The 18,281-nt window shown below is 47.5% G+C and carries 13 protein-coding genes; all 13 read right to left on the bottom strand.

From position 1 onward, the window contains the following. Positions 1–277: 277 nt before the first annotated feature. A complete protein-coding gene (locus AC58PV_RS08460; protein WP_497431832.1) occupies positions 278–2,869 on the bottom strand; it encodes a transglycosylase domain-containing protein in 2,592 nt (863 codons plus the stop codon). Between the two features lie 245 nt (positions 2,870–3,114). Then, complete coding sequence (hfq, locus tag AC58PV_RS08455; protein WP_056620871.1) at positions 3,115–3,354, bottom strand: RNA chaperone Hfq; 240 nt, start codon at positions 3,352–3,354, stop codon at positions 3,115–3,117. A gap of 67 nt (positions 3,355–3,421) precedes the next feature. Beyond that, entirely contained in the window at positions 3,422–4,393 is a 972-nt protein-coding gene (gene miaA / locus AC58PV_RS08450; protein ID WP_497432157.1) for a tRNA (adenosine(37)-N6)-dimethylallyltransferase MiaA, read from the bottom strand. Then, positions 4,384–5,160: a class I SAM-dependent methyltransferase gene (locus AC58PV_RS08445; protein ID WP_497431831.1), complete on the bottom strand. Its 777-nt coding sequence runs from the start codon at positions 5,158–5,160 to the stop codon at positions 4,384–4,386. Before AC58PV_RS08445 ends, miaA begins: the two co-directional genes overlap by 10 nt. A gap of 4 nt (positions 5,161–5,164) precedes the next feature. Then, positions 5,165–7,264, bottom strand: a complete 2,100-nt coding sequence (gene mutL, locus AC58PV_RS08440; RefSeq protein WP_497431830.1) for a DNA mismatch repair endonuclease MutL — start codon at positions 7,262–7,264, stop codon at positions 5,165–5,167. A 4-nt stretch (positions 7,265–7,268) separates the two neighbouring features. Continuing rightward, a complete protein-coding gene (locus AC58PV_RS08435; RefSeq protein WP_497431829.1) occupies positions 7,269–8,714 on the bottom strand; it encodes a S41 family peptidase in 1,446 nt (481 codons plus the stop codon). Positions 8,715–8,803: 89 nt separating this feature from the next. Beyond that, positions 8,804–11,434, bottom strand: coding sequence for a DNA mismatch repair protein MutS (mutS, locus tag AC58PV_RS08430; RefSeq protein WP_497431828.1), 2,631 nt, complete (start codon positions 11,432–11,434; stop codon positions 8,804–8,806). Between the two features lie 246 nt (positions 11,435–11,680). Continuing rightward, positions 11,681–13,150: a putative amidoligase domain-containing protein gene (locus AC58PV_RS08425; RefSeq protein WP_497431827.1), complete on the bottom strand. Its 1,470-nt coding sequence runs from the start codon at positions 13,148–13,150 to the stop codon at positions 11,681–11,683. A 152-nt stretch (positions 13,151–13,302) separates the two neighbouring features. Then, entirely contained in the window at positions 13,303–13,872 is a 570-nt protein-coding gene (locus tag AC58PV_RS08420) for an outer spore coat protein CotE (protein ID WP_068670101.1), read from the bottom strand. Between the two features lie 114 nt (positions 13,873–13,986). Beyond that, positions 13,987–14,946 (bottom strand): aromatic acid exporter family protein, encoded by a 960-nt coding sequence (locus tag AC58PV_RS08415; RefSeq protein WP_497431826.1) that lies wholly within the window; start codon positions 14,944–14,946, stop codon positions 13,987–13,989. A 77-nt stretch (positions 14,947–15,023) separates the two neighbouring features. Beyond that, the gene (locus tag AC58PV_RS08410; RefSeq protein WP_497431825.1) at positions 15,024–15,869 is read right to left on the bottom strand and encodes an ABC transporter permease; all 846 of its coding nucleotides are present in this window, start codon (positions 15,867–15,869) and stop codon (positions 15,024–15,026) included. Then, the gene (locus AC58PV_RS08405) at positions 15,866–16,636 is read right to left on the bottom strand and encodes an ABC transporter ATP-binding protein (protein WP_497431824.1); all 771 of its coding nucleotides are present in this window, start codon (positions 16,634–16,636) and stop codon (positions 15,866–15,868) included. Before AC58PV_RS08405 ends, AC58PV_RS08410 begins: the two co-directional genes overlap by 4 nt. Positions 16,637–16,691: 55 nt before the next feature. Then, positions 16,692–17,705, bottom strand: coding sequence for an ABC transporter substrate-binding protein (locus tag AC58PV_RS08400; RefSeq protein WP_497431823.1), 1,014 nt, complete (start codon positions 17,703–17,705; stop codon positions 16,692–16,694). Positions 17,706–18,281 lie beyond the last annotated feature (576 nt).

Genomic DNA, 18,281 nt, shown 5'->3' with positions numbered 1-18,281 from the left:
GCTGGCTGCTGCTGTAAGGCCCTTTTTGGGCCTTACTGCACTCAATCAGCTGCTTTCCAGCGAGATAACGCCCCTGTAAAGACCTTTTCGGGCGTTAAAGCTCGTCCGCTTCGGCTGGCTGGTGCTGTAAGGCCCTTTTTGGGCCTTACAGCGCTCGATCAGCTGCATTCCAGCAAGATAACGCCCCTGTAAAGACCTTTTCGGGCGTTACCGTCCTTCTACTTCAGCACGCTGTAGCTGTAAGCCCCCTTTTCGGCCTTATTATACTCTTTAGCAGCTACGCGCCAACCTTCGGTTTCTCCTCATTCGGCACATTTACCGGTGATGGAGATGGTGTTGGACTTGGCTTAGGACTTGATGAAGGGCTAGGCGTTGGTGATTGGGTTGGCGTTGGTGTTGGACTTGTTCCTGTGTCTGTACCCGTGCCTGGTTTAGTCGATGCCCCTGGTGATGACGTAGGAACAGGTTTTCCACTAGGTGAAGGGGACGGACTAGGACTATTCCCTCCACTACCTGGCGATGGTGACGGCGAAACCGATGGAGATGGCGATGGACTTCCACCATTCGGCAGCGAATCATCCTTCGGTATAACGACTGTAGCAACATTTGATTTGGCACCTGGCGTATTCGAGTCCGTCGATAGTGGTACTACGTAGTATTGATACGTTTCTGAGCTATTTATCGTTGTATCCTCGACTTGCACTTTCGGTGTTTGAATAATCATTTGTGCTTCAGGCTCTGTCGAGCCCTTGCGATACAATTCGTAACTAACTTTCTCTCCGAGAGAGGTCCATTCAATTTTAACACGTTTTGATTCTGGTACATAAGTAGCCGTAACATCCGAAATGCCGCTAGGTGGTTCTTTCAAATCGTTCACATTGGCAGGCTTAACAAAGTTTGTAATGGGCTTGCCTTCTAGCGCCTTTGACATGACTGTCTTGAAAATGTAAGCCGTGCTGCCGCTTCCCACTGTCACATAATGTTTGGAGTCGACTTTATCAAAACCTTCCCAAACAGCCGCTGTCCATTCAGGGGTATAGCCAACGAACCATACATCCCGATCGTACTGTTCGATTCCCTTAATATCAAGTCCTGTTGATCCCGTTTTCCCTGCAACCGGACGGTTGAACTTCGCTTTCACACCTGTACCCCCTGTCTCCACAACACCTTGCAGCAACAGGGTCATGTAGTAAGCTGTACTCGGCTGCATAACTTGCTTCTTCTCCGGCTTATAGGCCGCAATTTCTTTCCCTTGAGCATCGGTTATACGTAAAATTGCATGCGTTTTGTTCTGACTTCCTCCATTTGCAAAAGCTGTGTAAGCTGTAGCCATTTGCAATGGTGATACACCATCCGTAAGACCGCCTAGCGCAACGGCTAGATTCTGATCCTTCTGAGGATTCAGGGTGGTACCCAGCTTATTGGCAAAGGCAGTTCCCGTCCCCACACCTATTTTACTCAACAACCAGACAGGTGCTAAATTGTAGGATTTCTTAACCGCTTCAAACATCGTAACTTGCCCATGAGTTTGGCGATCATAGTTTTGTGGTGTATAAGAACCAAAAGACGTCTGCGTATCATCCAACAAAGAATACGGTGTATATTTCCCGCTATCTAAAGCAGGTGCATAGACGGCAATCGGTTTAAACGACGACCCTGGCTGTCTTTTGGAATACACACGACTAAAGCCTTTGGTTTTATAATCCCTTCCACCGATTAATCCCATAATACCGCCGGTTTTATTATCTAGAATAACCATGGAGCTCTGAATTTTCTGTCCATCAGCAGCATCCTTTTGGAAGAAACTCGGATCCGCATAGGTTTGCTCAATGGTTTTCTGCGCTGTGATGTTCATCGTTGTGTAAATCCGGTAGCCTTTGGTCAACAGCTCATCTTCTTCAATGCCGTACATATCTTCCGCTTCATTCACGACATAGTCCACGAACGATGCATACTCTTTCGTACCTGTGTTTCCTGTTGTTGGTGGCACATAATCGACAGCTGCGGCTTTGGCGCGCTCAGCCTCTGTAATGTAACCTTGATCTGTCATCAGCCTTAGTACAACTGCACGCCGTTCTTTCGATAAATCCGGATGGGTTAATGGCGAGTAGCGGGAAGGCGCTTTAGGTAACGCGGCAAGTGTCGCCATCTCCCACACTTCCAGATCGTTCAAATTCGATTTGCCAAAGTAAACCTTGGCTGCCGCTTTAATGCCATAAGCATTACTTCCGAAGAAAATGCGATTCAAATATTTCTCTAGAATCTCATCCTTCGTAAACCGCTCATCTAGCGCGAACGCAATCGACATTTCCGTACCTTTACGGAAAGCTGTCTTTTCCGAACTTAGGAATACATTTTTGGCAAGTTGCTGCGTAATGGTACTCCCGCCTTCAACTGCACTCATGTGGATGATATCCGTAACTAATGCACGACCGATTGCTCTTAAATCAACACCGGAGTGCTCTTTGAAGCGACGGTCCTCTGTAGCGATAAATGCTTGCTTCAGCCGCTCGGGAACGTCTTTGATATTGACGCTTTCCCGATTTTCACCCCGATAAATTTTCGAAATTTCCGTGGCTGGTTTATCTTTCCCATCCTTATCTTTACCTTCTTCTTGGGCATAAATAAGGGTCGACTCTGTCGTAGAAATAATTTTATCAATATTCGCATCCAAAATTTTGAAACCGCTCATGATGACAACAATATAGATCCCCGTTGCACAGATAACAGCGACAATCGCAGCAATAATCGAGCCCATAATGAGTTTGCGTGCATTGAATTTTTTCTTCTTAGGTCCCTTCTTCTTGCTCGGTGTGGACTCCCTTGGCTTGGTTTGCGGCGTGGATGGATTTCTAGTAGGTTTATCCATATTCACCAACTCCCTTACGTTTCATTTCTCTCTAGATTGATGATAGCACTGCAATAAACGAATATACCGACCCTTGCAGTCGAATATGTTTACCCATAATTGTCCTCTTCTTATCATATCCAAAAGAAAAATCTTCTGAATTTCAACAAAAGAACAACCTTTATACAAGGTTGCTCCCAAAAAGTTTCTATTCGGTTAGACGTTTCAGTCCATTAAAAAGTTGCAAAATTGAAGCGACATGGGGATTATTCCGTTGCTTCTGCAGCCGCCATTAACGAAACAGCACGTTGTGGTGTGAAGGTAGAGATCGCATGCTTGTACACCATTTGTTGACGGCCTTCGCTGTCAATAATGATGGTGAAGTTATCAAATGCACGAATAAGTCCTCTAATTTGAAAGCCATTCGTTAAATATACGGTTACGGGAATGCTTTCTTTACGCAGCTGATTTAGAAAATTGTCCTGAATATTAATGGATCGGTTCATCAGTATGTCCCCCTTAATGGAATGAAACTTTCGCCCAAACGGCGCTATTTTCTGTTGGTGATATGGGTTAATTATATTCTATTTTATGTACAAACTTTCCTGCTAGTATATCACTAATCATTTGGAAATGGGCAGAAAAATTTGCTGTATCTGTCACATCAACCCAATCAATGTCCTTCATATGCCGAAACCAAGACAATTGACGCTTCGCAAATCGACGTGTATCCCGCTTAAGCAGAATCACGGCATCTTCGAAACTAAGCTCATGCTCCAAATAACTAACAATCTCCTTGTAACCAAGAGCTTGCATCGAGATGGCAGACTTCGGGGTACCACCAGCGAGTAGCGCTTGTACCTCTTCGACCAAACCTTCCTGAATCATCGCATCGATGCGTTCTTCAATCCGCTGATAGAGCAGCGCACGGTCCATGGACAGTCCGATGATACATAGTTCGTAAGGAGATTCTTTTTTCTGGGAGGCCAAATGAGCGGTCATGGTTTCTCCAGATATATGGAAAATCTCAAGAGCTCGAATGACGCGCCTGCGGTCATTGGCATGCAGACGGTTGGCACTCGTTGGATCAATTTCACGCAACTTGTCATGAAGGGCTTCTTCTCCATGCGTATTTGCGAATTCTTCCTGCAATTGTCTGAACGCCTCGTCCATGCTGACATCCGTAAATTGATAATCATAACAAACCGATTCGATATATAATCCTGTGCCACCTACAATAAAGGGCAGCTTGCCACGCGAGTGGATGTCTTGAATTAAACCCTTTACTCGCTCTTGAAACTCTGCAGCAGAAAACGAATACGAAGGATCATGAATATCAATCAAATGATGCGGAACGATTTGCTGCTCCTCCTCGCTTGCTTTGGCGGTTCCGATGTCCATGCCACGATACACCTGCATCGAATCACCGGAAATAATTTCACAATTAAAGCGCTGTGCAATTTCCAAGCTAAGCTTAGTCTTGCCAACAGCAGTAGGACCAAGTAGCACGAGTAATTTCGGCTTGGAAGATGAGGCTAACACAATCGAATCACTCCATACGTTGTTTTCGTTGTTGAACGCAGCACATGCTCGAATCCGAGCCTAGCAAATTCAGCACTGTCTCGGTTTTCCTTGAGCACAATACTTTTGCGGGCAACGCGTCTTGCTTCAGCGATCGAAGCCAAGCTTACGGCTTCATCGTTCGCACGATGCCGAAGTGGGGATATCGCCTGCGATTCCTCAATCGGACTGCGAAACATGGGATCAAAATAGATCACATCCACACTCTGCGAGTCTAACTGCTGCAAATAAGGTAGGTGATGAGTATGCCTAACCTCAATGCGTCTCATCGCATCATTCAATTCCGGGATTTCTGATTGATACTGTGCCAATCCTTCGTGGATTAACATAGCCGGAATCTTTTCACTTTCTAGCGCTGTAACACGCCCTTCACTACCCACCACGTAAGAGAACACGATGGCATCGGACGCAAGTCCCGCTGTGCAGTCCATAACAGAATCGCCAGAGGCTGCTCCTGATGCCTCAATGAGTAAATCAATCTCCCCTCTCTGCATCCGTTTGACGCGAACGAGAGACATACTCGGGTGGAAAAAAGTTGCAGGGTGGTCTTCTTCATAGTACCTGATCTCTTCTCTAGTCACAAGCAGAACAGAACTATCCTTATAATTTCTCCTAAGAAGTTCCAAAGAATACTTCTTCCGGGGCACATTTCGGCCTCCATATAAAGCTGATAGGCGTGCGGCTTCCGCCGCCAATTCAGCGGACGGGTTATACGAAGTTGTTACTAACACAGGGTTACATCACTCGCTTAAACATTTTTTCTAACTCATAGGTTGTAAAACTTACGACGATTGGCCGTCCATGCGGACACGTATAAGGGTTGCGACAGCTCGCGAGACGATCAATTAATGTCTCCATCTCTAATGTGCTTAGACTTTGATTCGCCTTAATCGATGCCTTACAGGAGCACATAATTGCTGCCTTCTCGCGCAGTTTGGCGATATCCAAAGCTTTACGATCAGCAATAATGAGTTCACACATCTCTTCGACGATCGCTTTCTCCTCTCCGGAAGGGAACCAATGAGGATGCGCACGTACCAGGAATGTGTTGCCGCCGAAGGCTTCCATATACACACCAACTTGCTCAAACAGGGCAAGCTTATCCGCAATAACACCTGCTTCTGACGGTGTAAATTCCAACGTGATCGGAACGAGCAGTTCTTGGCTCGCCTCAGCAGGATTGCCAAAATGCTCATAAAAATATTCATAATTAATGCGTTCATGTGCTGCATGTTGATCAATTAAATACAAACCTGTTTCATTCTGCGCAATCAAATAGGTGCCATGCATTTGTCCGATCGGATCCAAGCGAGGAAACGTTGGAAGCTTAGGGGCATCGCCCTCTGCACTCGTTGGCATTAGATCCATGAAGGCCTCGTTCGTGCGTCGTTGCTGTTGAATGGAGGTATTCCGGAACGCCGTATCACGTACAGGTGCGTAGCTCTGACTAGTTGCTGGCGTTCTTTGAGATGCAATGCCCTTATCGGAAGGTGAAACACTCCTCGCATTAGGCACCTCAAACGGCAGCTTTTGTGGAGTTGATGATGATTGTGTTGGTAACGTTGATGGAACAGGCGCTGCCTGACGATACTCTGGAGCAGCTTCTTTGATCTGAGGTGGCAGCCATTTGGTATCATCCGTCTTCTGACTAGGGAGTGATTCTTTGTTCACAACGGGCAAGCCCTGCGGATCTTCTGTTTCCTTATGGTCCTTATAGAACTCGGCATCGAGTTCCATAGACGGACGAGGTGGTTCCTTTGGCGGCTCCACCGTACGCGTGAGCTCTAATTGTTCCTGAACGTAAGCGCCTTTCGGTGCTGCTGACTTGACGCCTGTAGGAATCAGCACTTGTCTGCCGAATAGCCGCTTCACTTCGGCTTCAATCAGAGCTGTTAACTCCGCTTCCTTACTGAAGCGGACTTCCAGCTTGGATGGATGTACGTTGACATCCACGAGCGCAGGGTCCATCCCAATGTGCAGCGCAGCCACGGGAAAGCGGTTGATGGGCAGCAGGGTGTGATACCCCTGCAGCAGCGCTTGATTCAGCGCGAAGTTGCGCACATACCGACCATTAACAATGGTCGATATGCCTCCGCGATTCGCGCGCGTCATCTCGGGCTTCGCGACGAAGCCCGAGATTGTGTAATCCAAGCTTTCCACTTGGAGAGGCAGCATTTGTTTAGCAATCGCCGTGCCATAGATACCGGCAATGACTTGGAGCAGATCTCCATTGCCCAGCGTTTGGAGCAGCACGTTTCCATTATGTTTGAGCGTGAACGCAATACCAGGATGAGCGAGCGAAAGTCGATATAAATAATCGGAAATATGACCAAGCTCCGTTTGGATCGTTTTCATGTATTTCAATCTAGCGGGCGTGTTATAAAATAAATCACGCACCGTCACTTCCGTCCCCCGCGATGCCCCTGTTTCTTCCACTGCGCGAATCGTTCCGCCCTCGATGATGATTTTGCGCCCCAATCCATCATCCGTCGCACTGGTTACACACTCCAGCCTAGAGACAGAAGCAATACTTGGCAAGGCTTCACCTCGGAAGCCCAGCGTGCGGATCGAGAAAAGATCCTTGCTCGTTGCTATTTTACTCGTCGCATGCCGTTGAAATGCCAGTTCACAATCCTCTAGCGCCATGCCTGAGCCGTTATCCGTTACTCGAATTAAGGTTAGGCCACCTTCTTCAATCGTGACATCAACACGGGTACTCCCCGCATCAACTGAGTTCTCAACCAGCTCTTTCACGACCGATGAAGGCCGTTCTACCACTTCACCTGCTGCAATTTGGTTCGCAATATGCTCGCTTAAGAGCTGAATTTTACCCATCGTCTCAATTCCCCTTTGTAGCCTGTATAGAAACGTTCTCCCCTTGACGGCTGACCTTCAGTTGCGGGAAAGAATCCTGGAATAGATCGACGTTCACATAGCTCATGCCGTTAACAATCATCAACTTATCAGCTTCAATCGCAAATGCATGCGTTCCCTTGCTATCTGTGATATCTACAGTGTGATTCACATCATTCCATGTGATTGTAGCCCCGATGAGCGCTGCTAGCCCACGTGCTGAAGCGTAGAAGTGACCTTTTTCAGTGAAGCTGCCGAATCCATATCCAAGATCAATACCGTTGTACGTAACATGATGTTTGGAGAACGATACTTGGATATCCGAAATCCCTGTTTCATGAAGTACAGTAATGAGCTGTGCCGCCACACCATCAACTTTCATGTCAGGAGTAATGCCAACTTTGTTCACTTTTCGCATTTTGGGAGTTAAGTATTCTTCAATAGTAACCTTCAAAACATTCTGATCAGGAAGCTCAAAAAGTTGCTGTACACTTCCCTTGCCGAAGGTTTGCATACCAATCACTTTGGCAACACCGTAATCCTGTAGGGCACCTGAAAGTACCTCAGAAGCACTTGCGCTATTCTCATTTGCTAAAATATAAACAGGTATGTTAAGGGGATTGCCCCCTGCAATAGTCACCGGATCATCAATACCTTCACGGTTCTGCGTATGAATAAGAACGCCTTCTTTGACAAAATGCTTGGCAATGTTACGAGCTGTTTCCAGATAACCACCAGGGTTATCTCGAACATCTAGGATCAACGACTTCAGTCCCTTGGCTTGCAACTCACTTAATTGTGTACCGAATTCTTCGTCAGCTTCATCAGAGAAATCCGTGATTTGCACATAACCCACACCATTGGCAAAACTACTGCTGTACACTTCTGGAGAATTGACAGCATGGCGAGTAAGCTCGAACGTTATTTCTTTATCTCCACGCAATACGGTAACCTTCACTTTCGTACCTGCGACGCCAATAATTTTATCCCGAACCGCATCTATCGAAGTTGTCGAAGCAGGAACGCCGTCCACTGCTCTGATATAATCATCCGGGAGAAGCCCGGCAGTTTCTGCTGGGGAACCTGGAATTGTTCTCGTCACATATACACCTTGATCATCAAGCCCGATGACACAGCCTATCCCTTCAAAACTATTTTCAAGTGAACTCGAGAATTGACCGTAATCCTGAGGTGTGAAGAGCACGGTATAGGGATCCTTCAAACTAGCAATCATCTCTTCAATGGTTTTGTTTTCCAGTGCTTCTAGGGAAACACCGCTCACATGGTTTTCGACGAGTGTTTTTCTGACCATAACGGTTTGTAAATCCTCTTGCGCCATGGCATTTACAGGTATCACGACGGCTAGAGCCGATGCGAGCGCCAAAGTTGCTTTCACAGCTTTCTTGTTCAATGGTGATAATCTCAATTTCATATGCGTATCTCCGTTCAGTATGATCTAATGTCAATGGCAAGTCATGGAGCGTATTGTTCTTTAAAATAATTAAATCAGGCCATCTTCGTTTATTGCAGCTTTTGCTTCCATTCATAGACTAAATTCAGCGCTTGAAGCGGCGTCATATTGATGAGATCAATCCCCTTCAACTGATCAAGCACACTTTGGGATTTGCTGTCAGGCTTCTTCTTGACGGCAATCTCAGCGGTGCTGTCCTCCTCGAAGAGGGACAGTTGACGGATCGGTTCCGCCGCAGTGGCTGCAACAGCGGCAACCGCAGCGGCTTGCGGTACGGCTGCTGCTGCAGCGCGCTCTTCAAAGCCATTCAGCAACGTATACGAGCGCTGAATGATCGCGTCGGGCAGCCCTGCGATTTCGGCACAATAGATGCCGTAACTCGTGCTGGCTGCCCCAGGGATGAGCTTGCGCAGGAAGGTTACCTGCCTGCCGCTTTCTTTGACGGCCATGCAGTGATTGCGCAGATGGGCAAGGCTCTCTTCCAGGTGGGCGAGCTCATGAAAATGCGTCGATACGAGCGTCTTGCAGCCAATCCGATCATGAAGGAATTCAATGACGGCCTGAGCGATCGCCATCCCTTCTCCTGTCGAAGTACCGCGGCCCAGCTCGTCAATGATGACAAGACTCCGACTCGTCGCTTTCTCCGTCATGACTTGAATATCCATCATCTCGACCATGAACGTACTCTGACCGCCGATCAGATCATCGGCAGCACCAATCCGCGTGAAGATCCGGTCCGTGACGGGAATGCGAGCGCTTCTCGCAGGCACGAAGCAGCCGATCTGCGCCATAAGGCAGATCACCGCGACTTGCCGCATATACGTACTCTTCCCGGCCATATTCGGCCCGGTAATGAGCAGGATGCGGCCCTGCTCTTGCAATAGGCTCGTCCCATTCGCGATGAACGAGCCGTCCTGGATGACAGCCTCCACCACAGGGTGTCGGCCGTCTTCAATGGCAAGATCGAAGCCTTCGCCGATCTCCGGCTTGCGGAAATGATGCGCCGCGGAGACCGCCGCCAGCGATTGATACACATCGGCGGTGGCAATGACCTCCGCCAGCTTCTGCAATCTGGAGATATGCTTCGAGATCCGGTCGCGCAGCTCCGTGAACAGTTCATACTCCAGATCAATCATTTTATCCTGCGCTTCCAGAATGAGCGCTTCTTTCTCTTTGAGCTCTGGCGTCACATAACGCTCAGCATTCGCAAGCGTTTGTTTACGCTCATAACGCCCCTCTTGCAAGGCGGACATATTGGCTTTGGTAACTTCGATAAAGTAACCAAACACTTTGTTGTAGCCGATTTTGAGTGACTTGATGCCCGTTGCTTCACGTTCTTGGCGCTCCAGCTCGGCAATCCACTGTTTCCCGTTCTTACTAGCTTCACGAAGTTGATCTAGGTAAGGCTGATACCCTTCGCGAATCATTCCCCCGTCCCTAATGGAGACAGGCGGCTCATCCTCGATGGCATTCGCGATCCAAGACATCACGTCATCACAAACATCCATATTTTCAACGAGTTTGCGCAGTGTTTCGGACCCCGATGTCGCACATAACTGCTGAAGCATCGGAACTTGCAGCAAGGAGTGCTTCAGCGCAATCATATCGCGGGCATTGGCATTGCCATATGAGATACGAGCAACCAAACGCTCCAAATCGTAGACTTCTTTCAGCGCTTGCTTCACATCTTCACGTACAATCAATTGATTGTAGAGTAAATTTACAGCTTCTAATCGTTCCTCAATCCGCGCCACGTTCATCAGCGGCTTCTCGATCCATCGGCGTAACATACGCGCGCCCATGGCCGTTACCGTTTTGTCCAAAAGCCACAATAACGACCCTTTTTTGGCCCGCTCACGAACGGTTTCAACAAGTTCCAAATTACGACGGGTAAACGGATCCATGGTCATAAATTGATCGGGTTCATAGATACGAATGTGCTTCACGTGCGTTAACGCTCTTTTTTGCGTTTCTTTCAAATAAGCAAGCAACGAAGCGACACCTTGTCGACTCATGTTAGATAAGTTCGATAAGGCAGTATCTTCTGCAAAATGCTCATCTAACAGGGTTTCATCCGCTGTTGTCCACTCCGTCAGTACCATGTTGCGGCCCCATGCTGCACCGGACTCGCGAATCGTTGTCAGCAACGCTTGATTCGTCACAATTTCAGAAGGATTATAGACATTTAACTCATCAACGACGAGTTCCCAGGAATTAGCCAACTGTGTTGTATAGAGCTCACCTGTCGAAATATCACAGGCTGTAAATGCATAACCATCCGCTTGGTTGACCAGAGACACAATATAGTTATTGACGGATTCACCAAGCAGTTTGCTGTCCATCACGGTCCCTGGTGTTACGATCCGCACAATTTCACGGCGCACAACACCTTTGGCCTCAGCAGGATCTTCCACCTGTTCGCAGATAGCGACTTTGTACCCTTTTTCAATCAAACGTGACATATAATTCTCCGCCGCATGGTGAGGGACACCACACATAGGGATTTTCTCTTCACTGCCACCTTCACGGCCTGTTAATGTAATCTCTAATTCACGTGAAGCATTGATCGCATCTTCAAAGAACATCTCATAGAAATCGCCGAGACGAAAAAATAAAAATGCATCTGGAACCTGTGCCTTCACGGCTAAGTACTGCTGAATCATCGGCGTATATGTAGCCAACTTGTGTTCCTCCAACCTATTCCGTAATGAGAAGTGCTATTCGTGAAATCTTTGAAACTATCATTCTATTTTCATCCATACGCAGTGTAATAGGAGTCATTCTGCTTGAAGCTGCCCTAGTGGCTTCTTACAAGCAGAACAACGAAATTCGTGTACAACCTTCACATTTCTCGCTTTGCCAACACCATTTTCAACTAGCAATCATCTCTTAAACTTCACTAACGCTATGATAAGATAGATAATCTATTATAGCATGATTCCTTCCTCAAAAGCTTCTTTCCGCAGCCCGGGTGCAATTTTCCAAGCCAGCCGAATATCCGCCTTTTCGTTCCACGACGACATCGTGTTAATTTGCGAACGAAGACCTTCCAATAAGCCAGCATGGACCTCATACGCCTTAAGTTTCTCTAAGTCCTGCCATAGCTTTGCTACTTCACCATGAAGCCTCTGTTTATCACCGTTGTAATAAGCAGCTTGAATATCTGGCTCTTGCAGTGGCTTCTGCGTTAACAGCCAGTAGTTATTCACAATAAGCGCCGCTAACGCGAATACGCCTCGCGTAATGACGGGAGAAGCCAGCCAGCTTGGTAATGTGCGGTATTCAAACCCTCCATGCGACTTCTTACGGAAGTCTCCTAGATACCCATATCGGGGGCGCCGACCTCGTGTCGAATCGTCCTCGATCAAGATCAGCGGCAGCGCGAGATAATTATCCAGCGCACGCAGCAGATGCCCATTCATCCAGCAGCGGCTAAAATGCAGGTGACCCCCTAGCGGGTAACCGCGCACGGGCATGCCGCCGGAGCACCACGCGAGGCTCTGGTCTGTGATCTTGCGTGCGGCGAGCCCCATGGTTACTCGCACGTTCTTCACGAGCTGCAGCGGGTCCACGCTAGGCTGCGGGCGCAGTTCAGCGAGCGGGAGAATCACGCGATGGCCGCTCAGCACGATGGCGTCGCTCCCTACAGCGCCATCGCGGGTTAGGAAGCGGTCGGCGAAGACGACCTTGCCCTGCGGGTTAACGAGCAGGAACTCTGGATCGCAGCCGAGCATCGCTCGCTCTTTGCGTTCCAGCTCTGTCGCAAGTGATTGATCGTAGAGATCAATCGCTTGGGCGAAGAGCTGCGCCAATCTCCCGTTCAGCTTCGGAACGGGATCGACGTCAAGCACCAGCGTATGCCCCGATGGTGTAATGCCAATGGTCACGAGGCCATAATCCAAGCCAAGTGCATAGATCGCTTTGACGGATTCACGACTCGCCCTGCGCGCGTGAAAATTGATTTGACCAGGACCTACCTCTATGTAAGGAGCATTCTCATTCCCATGTCTTTGATGCTGTAAGGACTTCTCCGAAAGCAGAACCGTCTCCTTTTTCTCATAAATAAGAAGGGTTTGCAGATGGAACAGGGCTACTTTGTATTTATGCGTAAAAAGGACGGATTCCCTTTTTCCTCGAGCTGCAGCTGCCTGCGACGCGATCGTTTTCAGCCCGTGCAGCTGTAATAAATCGTCCCGCTTCTTTCGATTCTGCGCGCGAATGATGGCTTTAATGGGCTGCAGTGCTAGTTGGTTCGGATATTCATCGTGTGCCGCACCCCAATGGATAATCATCCGCCCCTGCCAATTCTCAGGGAGCCTGCTTCCACTCGGAATATGGATTCGTTCCGCTAACTCCCGTGCCTCTTTCTCCTGTGCGTGCAAGAAGAAGGTTTCCATGCTTACACCTCCCGATCACCTATTCACACTGTAATTGGCGCTTTTGGCGCTTTCTGTGTAGGCAATGCCCATTTGTGCGAATACAACAAAAAAGAGGGCAAATGCCCTCTGCCGAACCTCTTTAGCCCGCATATAATGGCGTATAAGATCCCCTAATCCAATTCATCTTCGAGCAGATCGGCGTCCAGATCCTCAAAATCACCATCGCCACTGTCATCGAAATCCACGTGCTTGTCGTCGAAGTCATTGCAGCCGCCACTGCATACGACTACACAGACTTTTGTTTCGGCAATGAGCTCTACTTGAAACTCACGTTCCACCCGAATAATGACGCCGTCGCCACTTGAAGAGATACTAGCCTCTACACAGTTGGGCTCTTGCGTGGCGACAGCGGAGACTTCGGCTGTCGTCGACTTATGTTTTTTGTCCAAGTAACTTAGTCCAACGATTTCTACATACGATACGGTTTCTTTTGCTACGTCTGTTTTGGTGTTACGATCGTAAGAATACCAGATGTTGATATCATAAGTACCAACTACCTCTACGCCCTCTCCAGATGAATGGACTGCCTCGAATTGGTTATTAATAATCCAAGCGCCCAAAATACTGGTTGGAGAATAAGGCGGAGTCACGGTATGACTTACATGAGAAAATTTGCGCCCTTTACCGCAGACAGCCTTTGTAATGATCTCTCTGCATTGCAAATCTTTATCTAATGACATCCTTTCAACCTCCTCCATATAATCATTCATTACAAGTGTATGCAGGACAGTAGTCTAGAGTGACAATTATTTTATATTATTTTTAGCAATTAAAAATATGGATATCTGTCAGAGTCAACCCGCTTCTGGACGGTGCTTTTTTTGCTTTTTGGCAATGGCTAAGTACTGCATTAACTCTCTGTTAAGCTGTAAAATAGCTGATCTCACTTCGAATTCTTCCCGGCTTTCTGGCAGAGGCATCCCCTTATAACGGGCATTCAGCTCTTGTAACTCTTTCTCTGCTTCCCCTGTATAATAGTCTTCCTTCACAGTTTGGCTAATATCTTCGAAGATCGCAGCAACTAGTTCTCCTTGGGGCAGTGTCTGATACACGCCAGCAACGAGATCAATCATTCGATGGATCGATTCCAGCTGCTCGCCTCTCATGTAGAAATAAACTCGCCAATAGGGATCCCAGCCAAATAACAAGGTGTTGTCCATCGATCGTTTCGCCAAGCTCGCTCCCCGTTCAATTTCTTCACTGACTTCAAGAAGTTCTTTCCCATCCCAAATCACTGTATTATCCCGCAGATGCTTGGCAATGTTGACAAATATGTCAGAAAATAATCTTTCGATTTGCCGTTTGTGTGCGATTAGTCCTGCATCAGCCTTAGGCATGTAGGCAATATTGATCACGGTCGCTGAGCCTAAGCCAATCACAAGCAAAATGAGTTCATTGAGAACGGATGCCCAATCCGCGGATTCATACGCATAAAGATGCAGCATCACAACCGCGCCAGTGACCGCACCCTCCGTAATTCGCAGTCGAACGAGAACTGGGAATACGATTAAAATAAATAAACTAACGACCCACATATGGAACCCAAGAAGGTTAAATAAGACCGAACCGATGAGTAATGCCAGAATGGATGCCGCGATACGGTGCAAGGCACTTTGGATGCCTTTCTTCTTCGTCACTTCAATGCCCAGGATGGCAAGAAGCCCCGCTGCTGCGGGTGTATGAATCCCACATATATACGCCAGATACATGGCGATAATGACCGCAACCGCTGTTTTGAGCACACGAAAGCCCATAGTATTTCACCTCTTTACAGGTTTTGCTATGGGCTCATTATTTCATTTTACATAGGGCTATGGCAAGCCTTTCCTAATTACCGATGTTTCGTTAATTTCTTCTCTAATTTGGCTACAAGCTGATACATCACCGTTGCAACGATTGCGATTACGAATAGGGTCGATATCACTAAGGTGAAATTAAAGACTTGAAAGCCATATATAATTAAGTATCCCAGCCCCTTCTGAGACACTAGAAATTCGCCAACGATAACGCCGATCCAGGCCAAGCCTACATTGACTTTCAGCGTAGAAACGATTGCAGGAAAAGAGGATGGCAGAATGGCTTTGAGAAATATTTTACGCTGATTGCCTCCAAATAATTTCACGACTTTGACAAAGTTATGATCCACTTCCTTGAAGCTGCCATAAACAACAAGCGTCGTAATAATGACCGTGATGGACAATGTCGTTGCGATAATGGAAAGCAAGCCAGGACCAAACCCAACAATAAATAAAGGCCCCAGAGCAACCTTAGGCATACTATTCAGCACGACAATGTAAGGATCCAGCACCCGCGATAGAAATGGCGACCACCAAATAACTACCGCTAATGCCGTTCCTAGTACCGTTCCCAAGAAAAATCCAATAATCGTCTCTTCTACGGTGACCGCAACATGTGGAAGGAGTGTCCCGTCGAGTAATTTCTCCCACAGGAGCGCAAATACTTTGGTCGGATAGCTAAATAGCAAGACGTCAATCCATTTCAAACGTGCCGCCAGTTCCCATAGCGATAAAAACACGAGCAGAATAACCGCTTGAAGGAGTCGTACCCATTTCGTCTCTCTTTTCCTTGCCTTCAAAAACCGCTGGTGTACGTCCCGCTTTAATTGCTCATCGGATTGTCTGGTTAGGATGTTCGGGTGGTCATCGCGACTAGTCATGTTTGCACACCTCCAAACTCCTGCCAGATTTGTCGAAATAGTATATGAAATTCGGGCAATTCTCTCGCTTGGAATGGCACAGCTGCTCTTACCGTTTCAGACATTTGGAAGGTTTTGCGAATCCTACCTGGATTCGGAGCCAGGACGATAATCCGATCACTCATCGCAATCGCTTCTGATATATCATGCGTGACGAGAATCGCTGTTTTCTTCTTGGCCCGCAGCGTCTCTACAACTAAATCTTCTAATTGCAGTTTCGTTTGGTAATCCAGTGCAGAGAAAGGCTCATCTAATAGAAGCAGCTCAGGCTCGGTTGCCAACGTTCGGACAAGCGCGACTCGTTGACGCATACCTCCCGACAATTGTGCAGGATAATAATCTTTGAATGCGAGTAGACCCATTTCCTCCAACAAGTGAAGCGCCCCCTGCTTCTTCTCTTTCGTCAGAGTACCTGCAATTTCCAATCCCATACATGCATTTGCTTCAATTGTCCGCCACGGGAATAAGTAGTCCTGTTGCAGCATGTATCCTACTTTGGACGATGGTCCCTGAACCGATTGCCCTGCCACAGTAACCTGGCCAAGCGTTGGCGGAAGTAGCCCCGCGATGATGGATAAGAGGGTTGTTTTGCCACAACCGCTAGGTCCAATCAGACTGACGAACTCACCGTTCGCAATGTCAAATGATATTCCTTGCAGGGCAAGCGTTGCCCGCTCCTCTGTTACGTAAACCTGTGTGACATCTCCGACCTGCACAGCCCTGTCCATGGTACCCTAACCTCCTCTTATCTTCATCTACCGTAAGCACCTATAGCCGATACGGTTATTTCTTAACAGTTGATTTCGCCTTTTCTGCGAACGTATTATTCACTAATTTGCTCCATGCCACTTTCTCTTTCAACTCACCAGCTGATGTCATCACGTCAAGCAAGTTATTCCATTCTTTCTCATCCACAATGCCATCTGTTGCGAAGGAGCCTTGATCCTTATAACGTTTCACAACACTTTTCACAATCGCGACATCGATATCTTTAAAATATGGCAATACCGCCTCTGTAATTTCATCCACACTTTTCGCGGCAACCCAGAGCTGTGCGCGTTGAACCGCATTCGTGAATTTCTGAATCGTTGCTGGGTTAGCTTTGATGAAGCTTTGCTTCGACATAAACACGGTATATGGCAACTGCCCGCTCTCTACACCAAAAGATGCAAGCACATAGCCCTTGCCCTCTTTCTCAATGATCGACGCTTGCGGCTCAAATAGCTGTACATACTCACCAGTTCCGGAAGCATAAGCCGATACGATATTGGCAAAATCAATATTCTGTATCAACTGCAAATCCTTCTGTGGATCGATATTGTGCTTCTTCAGCGTGAACTCGCCAGCCATTTGCGGCATGCCGCCTTTTCTTTGTCCCAGGAACACTTTCCCTTTGAGTGCATTCCAATCCAACTTATCTACTTTTGTTCGGGCAACAAGGAAGGTTCCGTCCGTTTGAGTCAGTTGAGCAAAATTGATAACCGGATCATCCGATCCTTGCTGAGACACATAGATCGATGTTTCTGATCCTACAAGCGCGACATCAATCGCATTCGAGAGCAGCGCCGTCATCGTTTTGTCCCCACCAGGCGTTGTTGTCAACTCCACATCGAGACCTTCCTCTTTAAAAAATCCCTGTGACAACGCGACATACTGCGGTGCATAGAACAAAGAACGCGTTACCTCACCAATGCGTACCTTTGTTGTTTCCTCCGTTTTCGTTCCACACGCTGAAGCGATTAAGCTTAAGAGCAGAACGACGGATAATGTGAATCCCCATCTTTTCCGATTGTTCATAGGACGTCCCTCCGATTTGAAATGTACTGTATCCTATGCAGGAGCCCAGACGTCGGTTAATGGTTCTTCCAGAAAAGCTAGTGGTGGTGATAAAATTTGGATTTTGTGACGAAAATGCTGAAGTTTTTGTGAGTATGCACGAAGATTTGTTGGGGGTGGCACCTGCAAGGATAGCTAAATCGGAGAGTGCGATTGGTGAAGTTCCTCCTCTCCTGCGGCAAAAGTGCAAAAGTGCAACCTTTTCCTACTTTTGTGAGGGTTAAATGAGAAATAAGTGCGAAAGTGCAACTATTTCCCAATAATTACCTCGAAAAGAGCTGAAATCACAAAAATAAGTGCCTATTTGCATCAATTTCGCTCAAACCGCCTGTTGAAGCTACAAAAAGATGCTTATTTGCAACTTTGACGTTTGCTTGGTGGTATGGGGAGCTTGGTGACTGGTGACTGGTGACTGATGCTTGGTGCTGGGTTGGGTTGGGTTGGGTTGGGTTGGGTTGGGTTGGGTTGGGTTGGGTTGGGTTGGGTTGGGTTGGGTTGGGTTGGGTTGGGTTGGGTTGGGTTGGGTTGGGTTGGGTT

Source organism: Paenibacillus sp. J22FR83, from assembly GCF_059691955.1.
This window is presented reverse-complemented; position numbering and strand designations above follow the sequence as displayed.